This window comes from Nonomuraea sp. NPDC000554 (assembly GCF_040300065.1).
Lineage (GTDB): Bacteria > Actinomycetota > Actinomycetes > Streptosporangiales > Streptosporangiaceae > Nonomuraea.
In genome coordinates, this window is the sequence record NZ_JBEPDC010000015.1 from 233,848 (window position 1) to 252,475 (window position 18,628).

Consider the following 18,628-nt stretch of genomic DNA (forward strand, 5'->3'; position numbering starts at 1 on the left):
CCAGCATGGAAGAGACAACACTCCGTTCCGCCGCCATACGGGACGGTCTGGGCGTGGGGCTGGCCGTGGGGCTGTCCGGCCTCGCCTTCGGCGCCGCGGCCGTCACGGCCGGGCTCAGCGTCGCGCAGGCGTGCGTCCTCAGCCTGCTGGCCTTCACCGGCGCCTCGCAGTTCGCCCTGGCGGGCGCGGTGGGCGCGGGCGGCAACCTGGTCGCCGCCGCGGCGGGCGCGCTGCTGCTCGGCGGCCGCAACACCCTGTACGGCCTGCGCCTGGCCGACCTGCTGCGGGTACGCGGCCCGCGCAGACTGCTGGCCGCGCACGGCGTGATCGACGAGACCACGGCGGTCAGCCTGGCCCAGCCGACGGCGCAGGGCGCCCGCGCTGGGTTCACCGCCACCTTCGTCAGCCTCTACCTGACGTGGAACCTCACCACCCTGCTCGGCGCGCTCGGCACGTCCTTCCTCGGCGACCCGGGCGTGCTCGGCCTGGACGCGGTCGGCCCCGCCACGTTCCTGGCCATCCTCTGGCCCCGCCTGACCGGCAGCGCCGAACTGCGCCGGCTGGCGGCGGCCGGCGCCGCGATCGCGCTCCTGGCCAGCCCGTTCCTCCCGCCGGGCGTGCCCGTGCTGCTGTCGGCCGCGGCGGTCCTGGTGGTGATGGTGCGATGACGCTGTGGTGGGCCATCGCCGCCGTCTGCGCGGGCTGCTACGCGCTCAAGCTGGCCGGGCTCGCGGCGCCGCGCCGGGTGCTCGACCACCCGGTGGTGCGCCGCTTCGCCGACCTGGTCCCGGTCGCGCTGCTGGCGGCGCTGATCGCGGTGCAGATGTTCACCGAGCGCGGCGAGTTGCACGTCGACCTGGCGCGGACGGCCGGGCTGGGCGCGGCCGTGGTCGCGCTGCTGCTGCGCGCGCCCTTCCTGGTGATCCTCGCCACCGCGGCGGTGGTCACCGCGGTTGTCAGGGTGTTTATCGGGTAGTCGGCCCGCATGTCCGATTCTGCGGGGATGGTCGGTGGCAGGTACCGGTTGGTCAGGACCATCGGCCAGGGCGGCATGGGGACCGTCTGGCAGGCTCACGACGAGGTGCTCGGCAGGGACGTCGCGATCAAGGAGATCGTCCCGTCCCCCGATCTGACCGGGCCGGAACGGGAGGAGTTCGCGGTCCGCACCTTCCGCGAGGCCAGGGCCGCCGGGCGGGTGGCGCATCCGGGCGTCGCCACCGTCTACGACGTGCTGGAGGAGAACGGCCATCCCTGGATCGTCATGCAGTTGGTCCGCTCCCGCACGCTCGGCGCCCTGGTGCGGGAGGAGGGGCCGATGTCGCCCGCCGAGGTCGCGGACATCGGCGTGCAACTGCTGGAGGCGCTGCGCGCCGCGCACGCCGCGGGCGTCCTGCATCGGGACGTCAAACCGGACAACGTGCTGCTCACCGAGGACGGCAGGGCGGTGCTGACCGACTTCGGCATCGCCACCACCGAGGACGAGGCCCCGCTCACCAGAACCGGGGTGCTGGTCGGCACGCCCGCCTTCATGGCGCCCGAGCGTGCCGCCGGGGGCGCCGCCCGTCCCGCGTCCGACCTGTGGTCGCTGGGCGTGACGCTGTACGTCGCGGTCGAGGGCCACTCGCCCTTCCACCGCCCGCACGCGCTGGCCACGCTCGGCGCGGTCATGCACGACGAGCCCGCGCCGCTGGCCCGCGCGGGGATGCTGGGGCCCGTCCTGCTCGGCCTGCTGCACAAGGACCCGGCCGCGCGCATGTCGCTGGACGAGGCCGAGCGGCGCCTGCACGGCGTCGTGGCCGGGAGCCTGTCCGAGAACACCGCCCCCGTGCTCGTCCCCGAGCTGGCGCGGCGCCCACCACCCGGGCCGGAGAGCCGGCGCGGGGCGCGGCTGGCCGCGCTGGCAGCCGGCACGCTCACCGTCGCCATGGTGGCGGGGGGCGCGGCGTGGTGGTCCAGCCGGACGGGGCACGCCCGGCACCCCTCGTCGGTGCCCGCCGTGGTGCACAGCTCCCCGACGGTCACCCCGCCCCCGCCGGAGAAGCCCACGTCCACCGGGAGCAGGACCCGCGACGAGCAGAGGTCGCACACACCTTCGACCTGGGGCAACGGCGCGGGGCGGCAGAGCCGCTGACCCGCGGCTCAGGACTCGGCGCGGACCAGGTCGAGCGCCTTCTGCAGGTCGTCAGGGTAGTCGGTGCTGAACGACATCCACTCGCCCGAGCTCGGGTGCTCGAAGCCGAGCGCGACCGCGTGCAGCCACTGCCGGTGGACTCCCAGCCTGGCCGCCAGCGTCGGGTCCGCCCCGTACATCAGGTCGCCCACGCACGGGTGACGCAGCGCCGCCATGTGCACCCTGATCTGGTGCGTGCGGCCGGTCTCCAGCTTGATGTCGAGCAGCGACGCCGCCCTGAACGCCTCGATCGTGTCGTAGTGGGTGACCGACGGCTTGCCGCCCGCGACCACGGCGAACCTGCCGTCGCCGGACGGGTGCCTGTCGATGGGGGCGTCGACGGTGCCCCTGAACGGGTCGGGGTGGCCCTGGACCAGCGCGTGGTAGCGCTTGTCGACCGTGCGCTCCTTGAAGGCGCGCTTGAGCCGCGAGTAGGCGTGCTCGCTCTTGGCCACCACCATCGCGCCGGTCGTGTTGGCGTCGAGGCGGTGCACGATGCCCTGCCGCTCGGCGGCGCCGCTGGTGGCGATCGTGTGGCCGGAGCCGAGCAGGCCGCCGAGGACCGTGGGGCCGGTCCACCCGACCGTGGGGTGGGCGGCCACGCCGATCGGCTTGTTCACCACCACCAGGTCGTCGTCCTCGTAGACGATCGACATGCCGGGCACCGGCTCGGCGACCGGCATCGGGGTGGTCACCGGCGGCGGGAGCGTCACGTCCAGCCAGGCTCCCGCGTGCACGCGGTCGGACTTGGCCGCCTCCCGCCCGTCGACCAGCACCTCGCCCGCGACGATCAGCTCGGCCGCGCGGGTGCGGGAGAAGCCGAACAGCCGCGAGAGCGCGGCGTCGAGCCGCTCTCCCTCCAGTCCGTCGGGAACCGGCAGGCTCCGCTGCTCAGCCACGCGTGACCTCCCTGCCGCCCTCGATCTGATAGCCCCGCCAGGCCAGGAACACCGCCAGGATGCCGCCGCAGACGATCGCCGAGTCGGCGATGTTGAACACCGGGAAGTAGTCGATCACCGGGAAGTGGCCGGGCAGCACCTCGATGAAGTCCACCACGTGCCCCTGGAACTGGACGGACCTGCCCAGGCCCGACGGATAGCGCAGCAGCCTGTCGGTGAGGTTGCTCAGCGCCCCGCCGAGCAGCAGGCCCAGCGTGATCGCCCAGGGCAGGCTGCCGAGCTTGCGCGCCGTGCGCACGATCGCGATCACCACACCCGTGGCAATGAAGGTGAAGACGATGGTCATTCCGGTGCCGATGCTGAACGCGGCACCGGAATTGAAGATCACCCGGAATTGCAGCACGTCCGGGATGACGACCAGCGGCGCCTTGCCCTCGAGGGTCCGCAGCACGACGGTCTTGCTGATGACGTCGCTCGCGTAGATGACGACCGCGAGCACGGCGAGGACGGCGAACAGGCGGCCCCGCCGCCCGCCTACCGGCGCTCCTCCTTCTGCTTGCAGGTCACGCACAGCGTCGCCCTCGGGAACGCCTGCAGACGTTCCTTGCCGATCGGCTTGTGGCACGATTCGCACACTCCATAGGTCCCTGCGTCGATCCTGGCGATCGCACGTTCGTTCTGCGCGACCAGGTCGCGCGCATTCAGGGTAAGGGCGATCTCGCGTTCTCGCTCGTACGTCTTCGCGCCGGCGTCCGCCTGGTCGTCTCCGGCCCCCTGGGTGACATCACCGGAAGCGATCTCCGACTCGTGGCGCAGGATGTCCGCGTTCAACGCGTCGATCTCGCTCTGCAGGGTACCGCGTACCTCGGCCAGCTCCTCTTCCGACCACATCGACGGTGTAGCGGTCTGCGTGACTGCCGCCATGGCTGCCTCCATGCTGATCAAGGCCGTAAATGGTGCGGGCAGCTTAGGTCTCCGATAACGAAACGGCAAACGACCCGCCGGACGGTTTACCCCTCCTGTAATAACCCGCCTCGCCCCTCTAACTCCTCACTCGCGGCGTCCATTCCCACAACTTTGTAGGGGTTTACGACTTCCCTACCGGATCCAGATCAACCACCTGGAAACGCGGAAGCCTTCGGCTCCACTCTGCGTTATGGTGTGTAGCTGCAAGGCGTTGATGGGGCCCTGTGAGGGATATCACCCCGGAGCCGCCGGAAGAACGGCTCGTCCGAGCTCACTAGAACCGGCAGCAGATCAATGAAGAGGGCCTCTTCCCGAGGTCAAGAAGGGTGGTACCGCGGAGCCGCACGGCTTCGTCCCTTCACGCAGCCCTGGCCAGCGAAGCGTGGAGGTCCCGCCCGAGATGTCTGCCCCAACTTTCCGCTCTCTACCCGCGCAGGTCGACCTGCCCGCGCTCGAGCGTGAGGTCCTCGACCGTTGGCGCGACGGGAAGATCTTCGAGCGCTCCATCGAGCAGAACGAGGGCAACCCGTCCTGGGTCTTCTACGAGGGCCCGCCCACCGCGAACGGCCTGCCCGGCGTCCACCACGTCGAGGCCCGCGTCTTCAAGGACCTCTTCCCCCGCTACAAGTCGATGCGCGGTTTCAGCGTGCCGCGCAAGGCCGGCTGGGACTGTCACGGCCTGCCCGTCGAGGTCGGCATCGAGAAGGAGCTCGGCCTCAGCGGCAAGAAGGACATCGAGGCGTACGGCATCGCCGAGTTCAACGCCAAGTGCCGCGAGTCCGTGCTGCGCCACGTCGACGCGTTCGAGCAGATGACCGAGCGGATGGGCTACTGGATCGACCTGTCCACCGCCTACCGCACCATGGACCCCTCCTACATCGAGGCGGTCTGGTGGTCGCTCAAGGTCGTCTTCGACAAGGGGCTGCTCTTCCGCGACTTCCGCATCACGCCTTACTGCCCGCGCTGCGGCACCGGCCTGTCCGACCACGAGCTGGGCCAGCCCGGCGGCTACGAGACCGTCTCCAGCCCGTCGGTGTACGTCCGCATGCCCGTCACGTCCGGGCCGCTGCGGGAGCTGGGCGCCTCGCTGCTGGTCTGGACGACCACGCCGTGGACCCTGGTCTCCAACACCGCCGTCGCCGTGCACCCCGACGTGACCTACGTCGCCGCGCGCACCGCCGACGGCGAGGTGCTCGTCGTCGCCGAGCCGCTGCTGCCCGTGCTGGGCGAGGGCGCCACCGAGGTGGCCCGCTTCACCGGCCGCGAGCTGGAGCACACCGGCTACCAGCGCCCGTTCGACCTGGTCGACATCCCGGGCGCGCACTACGTGGTGCTCGGCGAGTACGTGACCGTCGAGGACGGCACCGGCCTGGTCCACCAGGCCCCCGCCTTCGGCGCCGACGACATGGCGGTCACCAAGCAGTACGGCATGCCGGTGGTCAACCCCATCGGCCCCGACGGGCGCTTCCTCGACGACGTCCCGATGGTCGGCGGCCAGTTCTTCAAGGACGCCGACGAGGGCCTCACCGACGACCTGCGGGCCCGCGGGCTGCTGTACCGCGGCGGCCACTTCGAGCACAGCTACCCGCACTGCTGGCGCTGCCACACCCCGCTGCTCTACTACGCGCTCCCGTCCTGGTACGTCAGGACCACCGCCGTCAAGGAGCAGATGCTGGCCGAGAACGCCAAGACCAACTGGTTCCCCGAGACGATCAAGTGGGGCCGGTTCGGCGAGTGGCTGCGCAACAACGTCGACTGGTCGCTGTCACGCTCCCGCTACTGGGGGACCCCGCTGCCGCTGTGGGTGTGCTCCGAGGACGAGTCGCACGTGACGTGCGTCGGCTCGCTGGCCGAGCTGAGCACCCTCGCCGGCGAGGACCTGTCGGCGCTCGACCCGCACCGCCCGTACGTCGACGACGTCGTCTTCCCGTGCCCGGCCTGCTCCGCGGAGGCCCGCCGGGTGCCCGACGTCATCGACGCCTGGTACGACTCGGGGTCCATGCCGTTCGCCCAGTGGGGCGAGCGCGGCAAGCCCGACGGCGTCTACCCCGCGCAGTTCATCTGCGAGGCCACCGACCAGACCCGCGGCTGGTTCTACTCGCTGATGGCGATCGGCACGCTGGTGTTCGGCCAGTCCTCCTACGAGAACGTGCTCTGCCTCGGGCTCATCCTGGCCGAGGACGGCCGCAAGATGAGCAAGCACCTCGGCAACGTGCTGGAGCCCATCCCGCTGATGGACGAGCACGGGGCCGACGCGCTGCGCTGGTTCATGGCCTGCTCGGGCTCGCCGTGGGCGGCCCGGCGGGTGGGTCACAACGCGCTCGAGGAGATCGTCCGCAAGGTCCTGCTGACGTACTGGAACACCACGTCGTTCTTCACGCTCTACGCCAACGCCGAGTCGTGGTCGCCGTCCATGCTGGCCGACGCGCCGCCGGTGTCCTCGCGTCCGCTGCTCGACCGGTGGGCGCTGGCGGAGCTGCACCGCACGGTCGCCGACGTCACCGCCTCGCTGGACGAGTACGACACCCAGCGGGCCGGGCGCCGGCTCGCGGACTTCCTCGACGACCTGTCCAACTGGTACGTGCGCCGCTCGCGCCGCCGGTTCTGGCAGGGCTCGCGCGAGGCGTTCGCGACGCTGTACGAGTGCCTGGAGACGGTGACCCGGCTGATGGCGCCCATCACGCCGTTCGTCACCGACTACCTGTGGGACATCCTGCGCGCCCCCGACGCGCCCTCCTCGGTGCACCTCGCGCCGTGGCCGGTCGTCCGTGAGGAGTTGCTGGACGCCCCGCTGTCGGAGCAGATGGCGCTGGTGCGCCGCCTGGTGGAGCTGGGGCGCTCGGCCCGGGCGTCCTCCGGGGTCAAGACCAGGCAGCCGCTCGGGCGGGCACTGGTGGGCGCGCACGGGTGGCCGTCGCTGCCGTCGGAGCTGCGTGACCTCATCGCGGACGAGCTGAACGTCCAGGCGCTAGAGGACATGTCCGGATTTAGTGCCGACCTCGTGTCTTATACCGTTAAGCCGAACTTCCGGGCGTTGGGGAAGCGGTTCGGGTCGCAGACCAAGCTGGTCGCCGCGGCCGTCGGCGCCGCCGATGCCGCCACCGTGGCCCGCGCCCTCCGCTCCGGCTCCACGGTCACGCTGGAGGCGGGCGAGCTGGGTCAGGTGACGCTCGGCCCCGACGACGTGATCGTCACAGAACAGCCCCGCTCGGGCTGGGCGGTGGAGACGGGCGCGGTCGACACGGGCACCGGCGAGACGGTCGCGCTCGACCTGGAACTCACGGACGACCTGCGGCGCGCGGGCCTCCTGCGCGAGGTCATCCGCCTGGTCCAGGAGGCACGCAAGTCGACCGGCCTGTCCATCACCGACCGCATCGACCTGTGGTGGACGACCACCAACGCCGACCTGTCCCAGGCCCTGCGCCAGGGCGGCGCCCTGGTGGCGGAGGAAGTGCTGGCGTCCACTCTCACGGAGGGCGCCGGCGAGGACCTCCCGTCCCACACGGACGCGGACCTGTCGCTCACCTTCCAGCTGCGCCGCGCCTGACCACCACCCCAGCGGATCTCGGCCACCCGAGATCCGCTGGGCCCACGCAGACAACTGTTGGGTTGCCGGGTTCGCAACCGCTCGGCCCGCGTCCGGCCACCCGCTTGATCATCACCGTCCAGCACGGCCGAGCAGCCAGTCACTCGCGCGCCTGACCCTTCACCGGATCGCCTGACCGTTTCACCAGATCACGAGATCACCGGATGACACAGTGGCGCCTGATCGTCTGATCGCCTACGAGCAGCGATCAGACAGGGGATTCACGCGTCCAGGCCGGTCAGCTGAGCGTTTCGCGGTCGTCCTGGCAGACCGAGCAGCTCGTCAGGCCGGCCGCCTCGGCGTCGTCGATCGTCATGGTCTCCACACCCGTGTCGCCCGCGCCCCTGATGAGCGGGCAGGCGGTGCTGTGGTAGCGGCGGGTACCCACGATGACCTTCACGGTGGCAGGCGGTTCGCCCTTGCCGCCCCCCTTCGCTGCCTTGGCAGGTTCGGCGTCGGGCTCGGACGTCTTGACCGGCTGCTTCTTCGCGGCACCCGAGGCCGCGTCCTTGGCGGGTGCGGCGCCGCGTGGGGCCTCCGGCGACTTGGCGCCCCCTGAAGCCGTCTTACCGCGTGTCGCCTCGGGAGACTTCGCGCCTTCAGCGGCCTCCTCGGCGACCGGCTCGGCCCGCTCGGGCTTGCCCGCCGCCCCCTTCGACTTGCCGGACGTCGCCGACTCCTGGGACGTGCCCGGCGTCGCCGACGCCGCGGACGTCGACGACCTCTCAGGCTTCGCAGTCGTGGACGGCCTCTCAGGCTTCGCGGACGTGGCCGGCTTCTCGGGCTTGGCAGGCGTCGACGCCCCCTGCGACTTCCCGGGCGCGCCCGGCGGCAGCGGCCCTCCTGGCTTGGCAGCCGCCTCCGCCGACGAGGCGGGACGTTCGAGCGCCACAGCCTGGTCCGCCGCGGCAGGCTTGGTGCGCTGCCTCTCGGCCGTCTCACCGGACGATGCGGAGCGCGGCCCAGCCGACGCCGCACCGGACGAGGCAGCCGGCTCACCGGACTTACCGGGACGCGACGTACCAGCCGCATCACCCGGCGCACCAGGACGCTGCTTCGACACCGCAGCGGGCTGCCCGGCCGTGCCGGGGCGCTGCACCTTCAGAACGGCCGTCGGCTCACCGGACAGGCCCGGCAGCTGAGGGGCCGGGTCGTCGGGACGTATCGCGCGCTGCGGCGCGGTCGCGGGGCCCTCGTCATCCGGATCCGGGGCACCACGCTCGGCACCGCCGGACTCCTGAGCGGTGGAGGGGCGCGTCGCCGGCTTCCCGGACGTCGCCTTGGCAGGAGTGGCCGTACCCGACTCGGCGCCGGCCTTCGCGGACGCGGGCCGGGACGTTGACTGGCTGGACGTCGACTGCCCCGCCCCGGATTCACCGGACGCGGCCTTGGAGCCGTCGGCAGCCTGCTTGGGATCGGACGCGGGCCGCCCTGACGACGGCCGGCCGGAGGCGGACCCAGCGGACGCGGCCTGGCCGGACGACGGCCGGCCGGTGGCGGGCTTGGCACCTTCGGAGGCTTGCTTGGAGCCAGGGGAAGGAAGAGCGGGCTCCGTCTGCTGCTCTTCTGCGGACGCCTTCGATGCGGAGGCCGTGGCCGGGCGGGCGAACCAACCGGCCGATCCGTCCGCCTTCGAGGCGGCGGGCGTGCCCGGGGTGGGGGTGGAAGCCTTCGAGTCGGGCTTCGGCTGCCCCGTACCGGCGGGAGCCGGCGGGCGCAGGTCTCGGGTCACCTCGGGGGGAACGGTCCGGTGTTCGGCGGCTGGACCGGGCTTGTCGGTGCCCGGCTTGTCGGCGCCGGGCTGCGCGGTGACGGCGGGTTCCGGGTCGGCCGCGGGCGGCAGCTGCCGTCCGCCGAGCGCGGCGTCGGGCAGGCACGCCGTGCAGGGCGTGAAGCCCTCCTCGCGTGCCTCCTCGTACGTGAGCTCCTCGTGTTCCCTCCCGGCGAGCTGCCGGCACCCCGGGACGTGGTACCGCTTGCGCCCGGGGATCACCAGGACGATCACGTCCGGAGAGACGCCTCTCGGCGCAGGGCGGCCCGGGGCCGGAGCGGGGACGGTCGCCGTCTGCTGTGGCGTCTGCGGACGCGGGGACGGCGGCGCTCCAACCGGGCCGGGGCGGGTCTGGTCGTACGGCAGGCCGGGCGGCACTGCCCCCACCGGAGGGACGGCCGGCGCAGCGGCACGCCCACCTCGGGGAAACAGCTCATGACGCCGCAGGAACGCCCCGATCACCAGGAACAGCGCGGAAAGCACGCTCACCACGATGGACCACATGATCAGGAACGGCTTTGCCAGCACGAAGCCCGCGATCAGCAGAACGATCGCCGCGAGCACCAAACCAGCGCTGATGAGGATCACAGGGGGCTCTTTCGAGTGACGGGCCTATCGACCCGCTACCTTACCGGCGATCGTTGTGAGGACCGTCACCGCCGGGGAAAACGCCCTGCGGAGCCTCGCCGCCGAACGGGTTCGGGCCGGGCAGAGGCTGCTGACCACCCTGCGGCACCGCGTGCGACATGGCGGGCGCCGCGGCAGGACCACCGGACATGACCGGGAACCCGCCACTGCCCTCTGCGGAGACGTTCAGCTCGGCGAGCTGGTTCTCCAGGTAGAGCTTGAGGCGGCTGCGGTACTCGCGCTCGAAGCTGCGCAGCTCCTCGACCTTGCGCTCCAGCTCGTCGCGGGTCTGGACGAGGGAGCCCATGGCCTGGCGGTGCCGCTCCTGGGCGTCGCGCTCCAGCGTCTCGGCGCGGGCGCGGGCGTCGCCGATGACCTGCTCGGCCTGGCGGCGGGCCTTGGTGAGGATCTCGTCGGCCTCGCGGCGGGCGCGGGTGACGGTCTCGTCGGCCTCGCGGCGCGCGTCGGAGATCGCCTGGTCGGCGGTCTGCTGGGCAAGAGCGAGGACGCGGGCCGCGGTGTCCATGTTGTCCTCGGCAGGAGGCATGTTCATGGCCACGGGAACCGGCTGCGGCTGGGGCTGCGGCTCGGGGGCCCGCATGGGCTCGGGCTGCGGCGGCGCCATCATCTCCGGCTTGGGCTGCTCCTGCACCGGCGCGGAGGCCATGGGCATGTTCATGCCGCCCGGCACCTTCCCGCGCATGGCCTCGGCCAGCTTGGCGCGGAGTTCCTCGTTCTCTTGGATCAGGCGGTCAAGCTCAGCCTCGACTTCGTCGAGGAAGGCGTCGACCTCTTCCTCGTCGTAGCCCGGCCGGAGCCGGGTGGTACTGAATTGCTTGTTCCGCACATCAGCGGGGGTCAGCGGCATCTTTTGGTCTCCTTGGCGCGCTTGGAGTCTGTCCGGAGGGACGGTTAACCCGAATCACTTTCAGCGCGGACACGAGTTGGATCATGACCGGTGCCACACAACCCCCGTCACCGGCCCAGTGATCCAGCGATCTGGATCAGGATCAGAACCACGATGAACAGGACTGTGAAGCTTAGGTCAAAGGCCACCGTACCCAACCGGAGCGGGGGAATGAAACGGCGGAGGAACTTGAGGGGCGGGTCGGTGGCGGTGTATGTGGCTTCGGCGAGCACCAGGACGACCCCGGAGGGCCGCCACTGTCGGGCGAACGCCTGAACCGTCTCAAAGATCATCCGGCCGATGAGCAGCACCAGATAGAGCGACAGGACAACGACCAAGATCTGACTCACGATCCCCACGGCCTGGCCGCTCCCCCACTCCCGATGTGCCCTCCGGGTCTCGGCGAGACCTGGTTGGGTCTGATAGGCATACAGAGACTCTAACTCTGGTTGAAGAATCCGCGTTCCGCGATTCGGGCCTTGTCCTCGGCGGTCACCTCGACATTGGCAGGGGACAACAGGAACACCTTGTTGGTAACACGTTCAATGCTGCCATGTAGGCCAAAGACTAGACCTGCCGCGAAATCGACGAGCCGCTTCGCGTCGCTGTCAACCATTTCGGTCAGGTTCATGATGACCGGAGTCCCGTCGCGGAAGTGCTCGCCGATCGTACGGGCCTCATTATAGGTGCGGGGGTGGAGCGTCGTGATGCGCGCCAGGTCGGTCGTGCGGCGCTCCAGGACGGTCGTGGCGGGCCTCTGGGCCGGAACCCCGGAGTCGGTGTCCTCGTCGCGGTCCTGGACCGTCACGGGACGCTCCTCGCCGGTTCTCGACGGCTCGTCCTCGTAGGCGTACTCGTCCGTGTAGGACTCGTACCTCTCGTAGCGGTCGTCCTCCACGAGACCGAGGTAGACCGCCATCTTGCGCATCGCGCCGGCCATCGCTACGTCGTCCTCCTGCTCATGGTCGCACTCGCTCGGGCCTGTCGCCGGGCCCGAGGCGGTAGCCGTACCCCCTTGGAGCTCACCGCTGATCGACCTCTACTGGAACCGCGGGTCTGAAGACCCACTTGACGGGACATTACCTGACGAAGGGCTTGCGGCGGCCGAGCAACGCCGTACCGACTCGCACGTGTGTCGCGCCGTACGCGATCGCCTCCGCCAGATCGTGGCTCATTCCCGCCGAGACCATCGTGGCACGCGGATGCCGCTCCTGTACTGTCAGCGCGACCTCACGCAGCCGCCGGAACGCCGGGCCCGGCTCCTCCTCCAGCGGCGCCACCGCCATCACCCCGCCCAGCCACACGCCGTCGGCGGCGGCGATCTCGTCAGCCAGGGCGGGGACGTCCGCGGGCCTCGCACCGCCCCTCTCCGGGGCGTCGTCCAGCGCCACCTGCACCAGGCAGCCGATCTCACGGCCCTGCTTCACCGCCTCCCGGCTGATCGCGCCGACCAGCCGCGCCCGGTCCACGGAGTGGATCAGGTCCGCGTACCCGACGACGGAACGGACCTTGTTCGTCTGCAGCTGCCCGACGAAGTGCCAGGTCAGGGGGAGGTCGGCGCACTCACGCGCCTTCTGCGCGGCTTCCTGGTCGCGGTTCTCGCCGACGTCCCGCACCCCCAACTCGGCCAGGACGCGCACGTCGGACGCGGGATAGGTCTTGGTCACGGCGACGAGTGTGACCTCCTGCCGCTCACGCCCGGCGGCGCGGCACGCCTCCTCGATGCGCTTCTCGACCTCGGCCAGGCCGGCCGCGATCTCGTCCTTCCTCATCGCACTTCCCACCCTTGCCATCACGTTCCATCCACAGCCTTCACCCTCGCCGCCACCGTTCCACACCCTTCATGCGCGCCCGCACCTCGCCAGGCGCGCCGGGTGTTCCGGCGCACCGCTTCTTCGCAGGGCGGGGACGAATCCGCTGGGCCTGACCGATCCCCATCGGCGACGCCCCGGACTCGCGTGGCGTCAGACCTGACCGATCGCCACTCCCGGCTCGCGGGGCATCGGCCTGACCGTTCCGAGTCGGCGCCGCTCGGGGCCCGCGTGACCCAGCGAGTGCCGTGGGCTTCGGACGCCGGTCGCCTGCGCTCCTCCCCTTCGCCGCACGTCGCGTCGGACCGCACGGTACCGTCTCGCGGTAGCACGACCGGGAGCAGGCCCTCGATCGGGAACGAGGCGCGGAACATCCGGCCGGGACGGTTCGGCCCCGCTGCGCCCCGGCTGACCGGCCATGCCGGTGTCCTGCACCATGCCCTGCTCTGTCGGCCGCGGCGACGCTTGACGCGGGCCACGGCTCCACCGCCCGGGCGGCAGGTGGCGCAGGCGACAGAACGTCTCCTCCAGGGCCTGGCAGGGGCCGCTGGGCGGCGGGGCAAGGAGAGGCGCTCCGCCGAGAGGCCCCAGGGGCGGACACGCTCTCCGCCGGACCTCGCTGGTCGTCTGCCCGCGACGCGAGCACTCTCTCCCTCGGCCCGCCGGCACGCCCACTCTCCGCCGGAGCCTGTGTCTGCTCCTGGGCCGTCCACGTGGGCACGGACTCCGCCAGCCCCTGTCGCGGGCCTGGGAGTGGCGCGAACGCCTCTCCCGTAGGCCCCCGCAACAGGTGGCGCGGGCGCCGCTCCGACAGGCCCTCGCTGCGGGCCGATCGGTGGCGGGTCTTCCGGTGGGCCTCGGCGGAGGAGCGCCGCCGTGCAGACGGTGCCCCTGGCCGGCGGCGTGTCACGGGAAGGACGAGGGCCGGGCTACTTGAGGAAGTCGGGGACGTCGAGTTCTTCCTCTTGCTCCTCGAAGACCACCGGACGGCGTTTGGCGGGCTCCGACATGCGGGAGGTGATGGGTGTGGGCGGATTTGCCGGTTCGGGGGTGGGGCGCGGGATGGAGACGGGGCCGGAGGGCTCGTCCGCGATCGGCTCGGGAGCCGGCGCGGGCTCCGGGGCCGTCTCCACCGGCCGGACGGGCTCCGGACGGGGCTCAGGGCGCGACTCGGCCCTCGGCGGCTCCTGCCTGAAGTCGGCTCGGGGCTCGGCCCGGAAGTCGGGACGCGGCTCCGGACGGGGCTCGGGCCGGGCCTCGGCCCTGGGCTCCGGCCTGAAGTCGGGACGCGGCTCGGGCCTGGACGGCGGCTCGGACTTGACCGTGGGCGAGGAGACGGCGCTCGGACGGGCCGGCGCGGGAGCCGCCGGCGCGGCCGCGGCGGGCCTGGCCGCCGGGCGCGGCTGCTGCTTCTCCACCGGCGGCGGCACGTCGTCGAACCCGGCCGCGATCACCGTGACGCGGACCTCGTCGCCGAGCGCGTCGTCGATGACCGTGCCGAAGATGATGTTGGCGTCGGGCGCCGCCGCCATGGAGACGAGCTGGGCCGCCTCGTTGATCTCGAACAGGCCGAGGTCGGAGCCGCCGGCGATCGACAGCAGCACGCCGTGCGCGCCGTCGATGCTGGCCTCCAGCAGCGGGCTGGACACGGCCATCTCGGCCGCCGCCACCGAGCGGTCGTCGCCGCGGGCGTGGCCGATGCCCATGAGCGCCGAGCCGGCGCCGGACATGACGGACTTGACGTCCGCGAAGTCGAGGTTGATCAGGCCGGGCGTGGTGATCAGGTCGGTGATGCCCTGGACACCGGAGAGCAGCACCTGGTCGGCCGCCTTGAAGGCGTCGAGAACGCTCACCTGCCGGTCGGAGATCGACAGCAGCCGGTCGTTCGGGATGACGATCAGGGTGTCGACCTCGTCGCGCAGGGTCTCGATGCCCGCCTCGGCCTGCGAGGCCCTACGGCGGCCCTCGAAGCTGAACGGACGGGTCACGACACCTATCGTGAGCGCGCCGAGCGACCTGGCGATGTTGGCCACGACCGGCGCGCCGCCGGTGCCCGTGCCACCGCCCTCGCCCGCCGTGACGAAGACCATGTCGGCCCCCTTGAGGACCTCCTCGATCTCCTCGCGATGGTCTTCCGCCGCCTTGCGCCCGACATCGGGGTTGGCGCCCGCGCCCAGTCCGCGCGTGAGCTCCCGCCCCACGTCCAATTTGACGTCGGCGTCACTCATCAGCAGCGCCTGGGCGTCGGTGTTTATCGCGATGAACTCGACGCCCTTGAGTCCCTCTTCGATCATCCGGTTGACGGCGTTCACTCCGCCGCCGCCGATGCCGACGACCTTGATGACCGCGAGGTAGTTCTGCGGTGCTGCCACGACGAGGGGCCTTTCCGCTCGTTGACTTGCCATTTCGGTGCGGATTTCTCCGCGTTCTGTTCAGTACGGTTAAACTCTCAACCTCAAGTTGAGATTCAGATTTATGTCAACCTGAGGATTGATACGGACAGTAGGAGTTACGCTCCGCGCGGGTCAACTAACCGCGCCGCAAGCACGTCCGGCGTGTCGCGGGCTGTCCGTTTCGCTCTGTCGTCGCGCCTGGTCGGAGGCTCTCCGCCCAGACACTCGGGTTACAGGCTCTCACGCCGGACCGCCTACCTCGTACAGGCTCGGCGGCCGTCTTTCGGGTCTCTGACGGGTCCAGCGGCGTTATGTGAGGCATGTCCCGGGAGAGGTGGTCCGCAACGCGCTGCTCCAAGGTCACTTGAGGGTCACCACGTCCGGTGAGCTCACGTCGTAGACGTCCGCCTTGCGGGTCAGCAGCGAGGCGAGAATGCGCGCCTTGTCGGCGCCGCGGTCGGTGCCGCCCCAGACGATGGTGCGCCCGTCCGTCAGGCGCAGCGAGACCCCCTCGGGGGACGTGGCCTGCACGGCCCGGACTCTGCCCGTCAGCGCGGGAGGCAGGTTCCCGATCACCTTGAGCGCCGCCATCGTCGCCGGGTCGCCCGCCCCTGGACGGTCCACCTTGAGCACCGGCAGCCTGGCCGGGGCCACGTCCTTGATCTCGATCACCACGCCCTGCCCGTCGATCAGCGCCGCCTTGCCCCCGGCGATCACGGCGGCCACCGCCTCACGCTCGACCACCTCGATCTTCAGGGTGCCGGGCCACACTCTGTCGACCTTGGCCGAGGCGAGCTGCCTGATCAGCATCACGCGGCTCTGCACGTCCGCCAGATCCACGGTGGCCAGCGGGTGCAGTTCCTCGACTCCGGCCTGCTGCTTGATGCGCTCGGTGGGCACTGTGAGATTTCCCACGATCTCCACCGAGCGCACCCCGAGGACCGGCGAGAAGAACACCAGCCACGCGGCCGTGCCCACCACCCCGGCGGTGAGCAGCACCAGGAACGCTGTACGCGTTCTCACCGCGCGGAGAGCTCCGCCACGATCTGCGGGCCCAGCTCGGTCACGTCGCCGGCGCCCATGGTCAGCACGATGTCGCCCGGACGGGCCCGCTCCGCGACCAGCGCGGGCACCGAGGCCCGGTCAGGGGCGTAGGAGACCTGGCCGGGCGGCAGCGGGACGCGGCTGGCCACCATCGCGCCGGAGACGCCCGGCTCGGGGTCCTCGCGGGCGCCGTAGACGTCGAGGACGACGACCTCGTCGGCGAGCCCGAGCGCGGCGCCGAACTCGTCGGCGAAGAACCTGGTGCGCGAGTACAGGTGCGGCTGGAAGACCGCGACGACCCGCCCGGAGCCCGAGTAGGACGCCACCACGTCGCGGGCGGCCCGCAGGTCGGCGGTCAGCTCGGTCGGGTGGTGGGCGTAGCTGTCGAACACCGCGACGCCCGCCGCCTCGCCCTTGGCCTCGAAGCGCCGCTTGGCCCCCGTGAAGGTCGCCAGGCCGTCTCTGATCTCCTCGAATGGCAGGCCGAGCTCGTCGGCCACGGCGATCACCGCGGTGGCGTTGAGCGCGTTGTGCGCCCCCGGCACGGCCAGCCTGACGTCGCCCTTGCCCTCGATGGTGAACGTGATGCCGAAGCCGTCGGGACGCACGTCCGTCACCCGGTAGTCGCCCTCGGCGCCATAGGTGCGGACCCGCAGGCCGCGCGCCCGCGCCACCGAGACCAGCTCGGCCGCGCCCGGGTCGTCGGCGCAGACGATCAGCAGCGAGCCGACCCGGTCGACGAACCGGGTGAAGGTGTCGTGGACGGCCCGCGGGTCGCCGTAGTTGTCGAGATGGTCGGCCTCGACGTTGGTCACCACGGCGATGTCGGGCGCCAGCATCAGGAACGACCCGTCGCTCTCGTCGGCCTCGGCCACGAACACCGCGCCCGACCCCTCGTCGGCCCCCAGCCCGGTGGTGACGAGCTGGCCGCCCACGCAGTACGACGGGTCGGCGCCGCACTTCTGCAGCGCCACGGTGAGCATCGAGGTGGTGGTGGTCTTGCCGTGGGTGCCCGCGACGGCGACGCCGGTGCGCCCGGACATCACCGCGGCCAGGGCGGCGGCGCGCGGGATGACCCGCAGCCCCTGCTTGATGGCCTCGCCCAGCTCGGGGTTGGAGTCGCGGATGGCGGTGGAGACCACCACGGTGTCGACGTCCTTGATGTGGGAGGCGGCGTGGCCGATGTGCACGGTCGCGCCCAGCTCGCGCAGCTCGGTGACCAGCTCGCCGCTGCGGGCGTCGCTGCCGGACACGCGCACCCCGCGCTTGAGCAGGATGCGCGCGATGCCCGACATGCCCGCGCCGCCGATGCCGATGAAGTGCACGCGCCCCAGATCTTCGGCGGCGACGGGATCGACCAGCTTGACGAGACTCATCGGGCTATCTCCAACACTTTCCTGGCGAGCATGACATCGGCGTCCTTCCGGCCGAGTCGGGAGGCGGCCTCCGACATGGCGACGACCCGTTCGGGGTCGTGAAGGATGGGCAGCACGTTCTGGATGATCCAATCAGATGACAGCGTGGTGTCGTCGGCGACGAGGCCGCCGCCGCCTGCGACGATGCGGCCGGCGTTGAGCTGCTGCTCGCCGTTGCCGTCCGGGTGTGGCACGTACGCCGCCGGCAGCCCGACGGCGGTGAGCTCGGCGCAGGTCAGCGCGCCGCTGCGGCACAGCGCGACGTCGGCGGCGGCGTAGGCGAGGTCCATGCGGTCGACGTAGGGCAGCAGCACGTACTGCGGGTCGCCGGGCGGCGGCTCGTGGTCGACGGTGTTCTTGGGGCCGAGCACGTGCAGCACCTGCACGCCCGCGCGGCGCAGCGTGGGCGCGGCGGCCAGCGCGGCCTGGTTGATCGACCTGGCCCCCTGCGAGCCGCCGAACACCAGCAGCGTGGGCCGGTCGGTCTGCAGGCCGAACCAGGAGCGGGCCCTGTCGCCCATCGACAGCCGGTCGAGTGCGGTGATCTCACGTCGCAGCGGAGTGCCGACGTACTGGGCCTTGGCCAGCGTGGAGTCGGGGAAGCCGGTGAAGACGTGGTCGGTGAGCCTGGCGCCCAGCCGGTTGGCCAGCCCGGGGCGCGGGTTGGCCTCGTGCACCACGATCGGCACGCCGCGCCGCTTGGCCGCCAGGTAGGCGGGCGTGGCCACGTACCCGCCGAAGCCGACGAGGACGTCGGCCTTGGCCCGGTCGAGGATGCCCGCGGCCGCGTTGACGGCCCCCGCCAGCCTGCCCGGCACGGTCAGCAGCTGCGGGGTGATCGCCCTGGGCAGCGGCACGGCGGGCACCAGCTCCAGCTCGTACCCTCTGGCAGGCACGAGGCGGGTCTCCAGGCCGCGCTCCGTGCCCATGCAGGTGATGCCGATGCCCTGGTCGTATTGGCGCAGCGCGTCCGCAAGGGCTAGTGCGGGTTCGATGTGCCCGGCCGTCCCGCCACCGGCGAGGACCACCCTCATCTCGG

At 71.5% G+C, this 18,628-nt stretch carries 16 protein-coding genes; 4 read left to right on the plus strand and 12 right to left on the minus strand.

Annotation, left to right across the window (positions count from 1 at the left end; translation table 11 throughout):
- Positions 1-5 precede the first annotated feature (5 nt).
- The 3 genes from ABT294_RS27765 to ABT294_RS27775 are packed head-to-tail and all read left to right on the plus strand — an operon-like array spanning position 6 to position 2,131.
- Positions 6-668: an AzlC family ABC transporter permease gene (locus ABT294_RS27765; RefSeq protein WP_350809207.1), complete on the plus strand. Its 663-nt coding sequence runs from the start codon at positions 6-8 to the stop codon at positions 666-668.
- Complete coding sequence (locus ABT294_RS27770) at positions 665-976, plus strand: AzlD domain-containing protein (protein WP_350809208.1); 312 nt, start codon at positions 665-667, stop codon at positions 974-976. The genes ABT294_RS27765 and ABT294_RS27770 overlap by 4 nt, the downstream gene beginning before the upstream one ends.
- A 9-nt stretch (positions 977-985) precedes the next feature.
- Positions 986-2,131 carry a serine/threonine-protein kinase gene (locus ABT294_RS27775; protein ID WP_350809209.1) on the plus strand — a complete coding sequence of 382 codons (1,146 nt, stop codon included), beginning with the start codon at positions 986-988 and terminating at the stop codon, positions 2,129-2,131.
- An 8-nt stretch (positions 2,132-2,139) separates the two neighbouring features.
- Here ABT294_RS27775 and ABT294_RS27780 read toward each other — a convergent pair whose 3' ends face one another.
- From ABT294_RS27780 to ABT294_RS27790, 3 genes are read right to left on the minus strand one after another with little or no spacing between them, the layout of a single operon-like run.
- Positions 2,140-3,069, minus strand: coding sequence for an RluA family pseudouridine synthase (locus ABT294_RS27780; protein WP_350809210.1), 930 nt, complete (start codon positions 3,067-3,069; stop codon positions 2,140-2,142).
- Positions 3,062-3,640 carry a signal peptidase II gene (gene lspA, locus ABT294_RS27785; RefSeq protein WP_350809211.1) on the minus strand — a complete coding sequence of 193 codons (579 nt, stop codon included), beginning with the start codon at positions 3,638-3,640 and terminating at the stop codon, positions 3,062-3,064. Before lspA ends, ABT294_RS27780 begins: the two co-directional genes overlap by 8 nt.
- Positions 3,604-3,993 (minus strand): TraR/DksA family transcriptional regulator, encoded by a 390-nt coding sequence (locus tag ABT294_RS27790; RefSeq protein ID WP_350809212.1) that lies wholly within the window; start codon positions 3,991-3,993, stop codon positions 3,604-3,606. Before ABT294_RS27790 ends, lspA begins: the two co-directional genes overlap by 37 nt.
- A gap of 442 nt (positions 3,994-4,435) precedes the next feature.
- Here ABT294_RS27790 and ileS point away from each other — a divergent pair, with 442 nt between their 5' ends.
- The gene (ileS, locus tag ABT294_RS27795; RefSeq protein ID WP_350809213.1) at positions 4,436-7,582 is read left to right on the plus strand and encodes an isoleucine--tRNA ligase; all 3,147 of its coding nucleotides are present in this window, start codon (positions 4,436-4,438) and stop codon (positions 7,580-7,582) included.
- Positions 7,583-7,859: 277 nt separating this feature from the next.
- On the opposite strand, the gene ABT294_RS27800 is transcribed toward ileS, so the two are convergent.
- The 9 genes from ABT294_RS27800 to murG form a co-directional block, all read right to left on the minus strand.
- The gene (locus tag ABT294_RS27800) at positions 7,860-9,980 is read right to left on the minus strand and encodes a hypothetical protein (RefSeq protein WP_350809214.1); all 2,121 of its coding nucleotides are present in this window, start codon (positions 9,978-9,980) and stop codon (positions 7,860-7,862) included.
- Between the two features lie 40 nt (positions 9,981-10,020).
- Positions 10,021-10,887 (minus strand): DivIVA domain-containing protein, encoded by an 867-nt coding sequence (locus tag ABT294_RS27805; RefSeq protein ID WP_350809215.1) that lies wholly within the window; start codon positions 10,885-10,887, stop codon positions 10,021-10,023.
- A 107-nt stretch (positions 10,888-10,994) separates the two neighbouring features.
- On the minus strand, positions 10,995-11,285 hold the full coding sequence (locus ABT294_RS27810; protein WP_350809216.1) for a YggT family protein: 291 nt from the start codon (positions 11,283-11,285) through the stop codon (positions 10,995-10,997).
- A gap of 80 nt (positions 11,286-11,365) precedes the next feature.
- Positions 11,366-11,866, minus strand: a complete 501-nt coding sequence (locus tag ABT294_RS27815; protein ID WP_350809217.1) for a cell division protein SepF — start codon at positions 11,864-11,866, stop codon at positions 11,366-11,368.
- Positions 11,867-12,005: 139 nt separating this feature from the next.
- Positions 12,006-12,698: a YggS family pyridoxal phosphate-dependent enzyme gene (locus tag ABT294_RS27820; protein ID WP_350809218.1), complete on the minus strand. Its 693-nt coding sequence runs from the start codon at positions 12,696-12,698 to the stop codon at positions 12,006-12,008.
- A 968-nt stretch (positions 12,699-13,666) separates the two neighbouring features.
- A complete protein-coding gene (gene ftsZ / locus ABT294_RS27825) occupies positions 13,667-15,109 on the minus strand; it encodes a cell division protein FtsZ (protein WP_350809219.1) in 1,443 nt (480 codons plus the stop codon).
- A gap of 381 nt (positions 15,110-15,490) precedes the next feature.
- Positions 15,491-16,153 carry a cell division protein FtsQ/DivIB gene (locus tag ABT294_RS27830; RefSeq protein ID WP_350809220.1) on the minus strand — a complete coding sequence of 221 codons (663 nt, stop codon included), beginning with the start codon at positions 16,151-16,153 and terminating at the stop codon, positions 15,491-15,493.
- The gene (gene murC / locus ABT294_RS27835; protein WP_350809221.1) at positions 16,150-17,550 is read right to left on the minus strand and encodes a UDP-N-acetylmuramate--L-alanine ligase; all 1,401 of its coding nucleotides are present in this window, start codon (positions 17,548-17,550) and stop codon (positions 16,150-16,152) included. Before murC ends, ABT294_RS27830 begins: the two co-directional genes overlap by 4 nt.
- Positions 17,547-18,623, minus strand: coding sequence for an undecaprenyldiphospho-muramoylpentapeptide beta-N-acetylglucosaminyltransferase (gene murG, locus ABT294_RS27840; protein WP_350809222.1), 1,077 nt, complete (start codon positions 18,621-18,623; stop codon positions 17,547-17,549). The genes murC and murG overlap by 4 nt, the downstream gene beginning before the upstream one ends.
- Positions 18,624-18,628 lie beyond the last annotated feature (5 nt).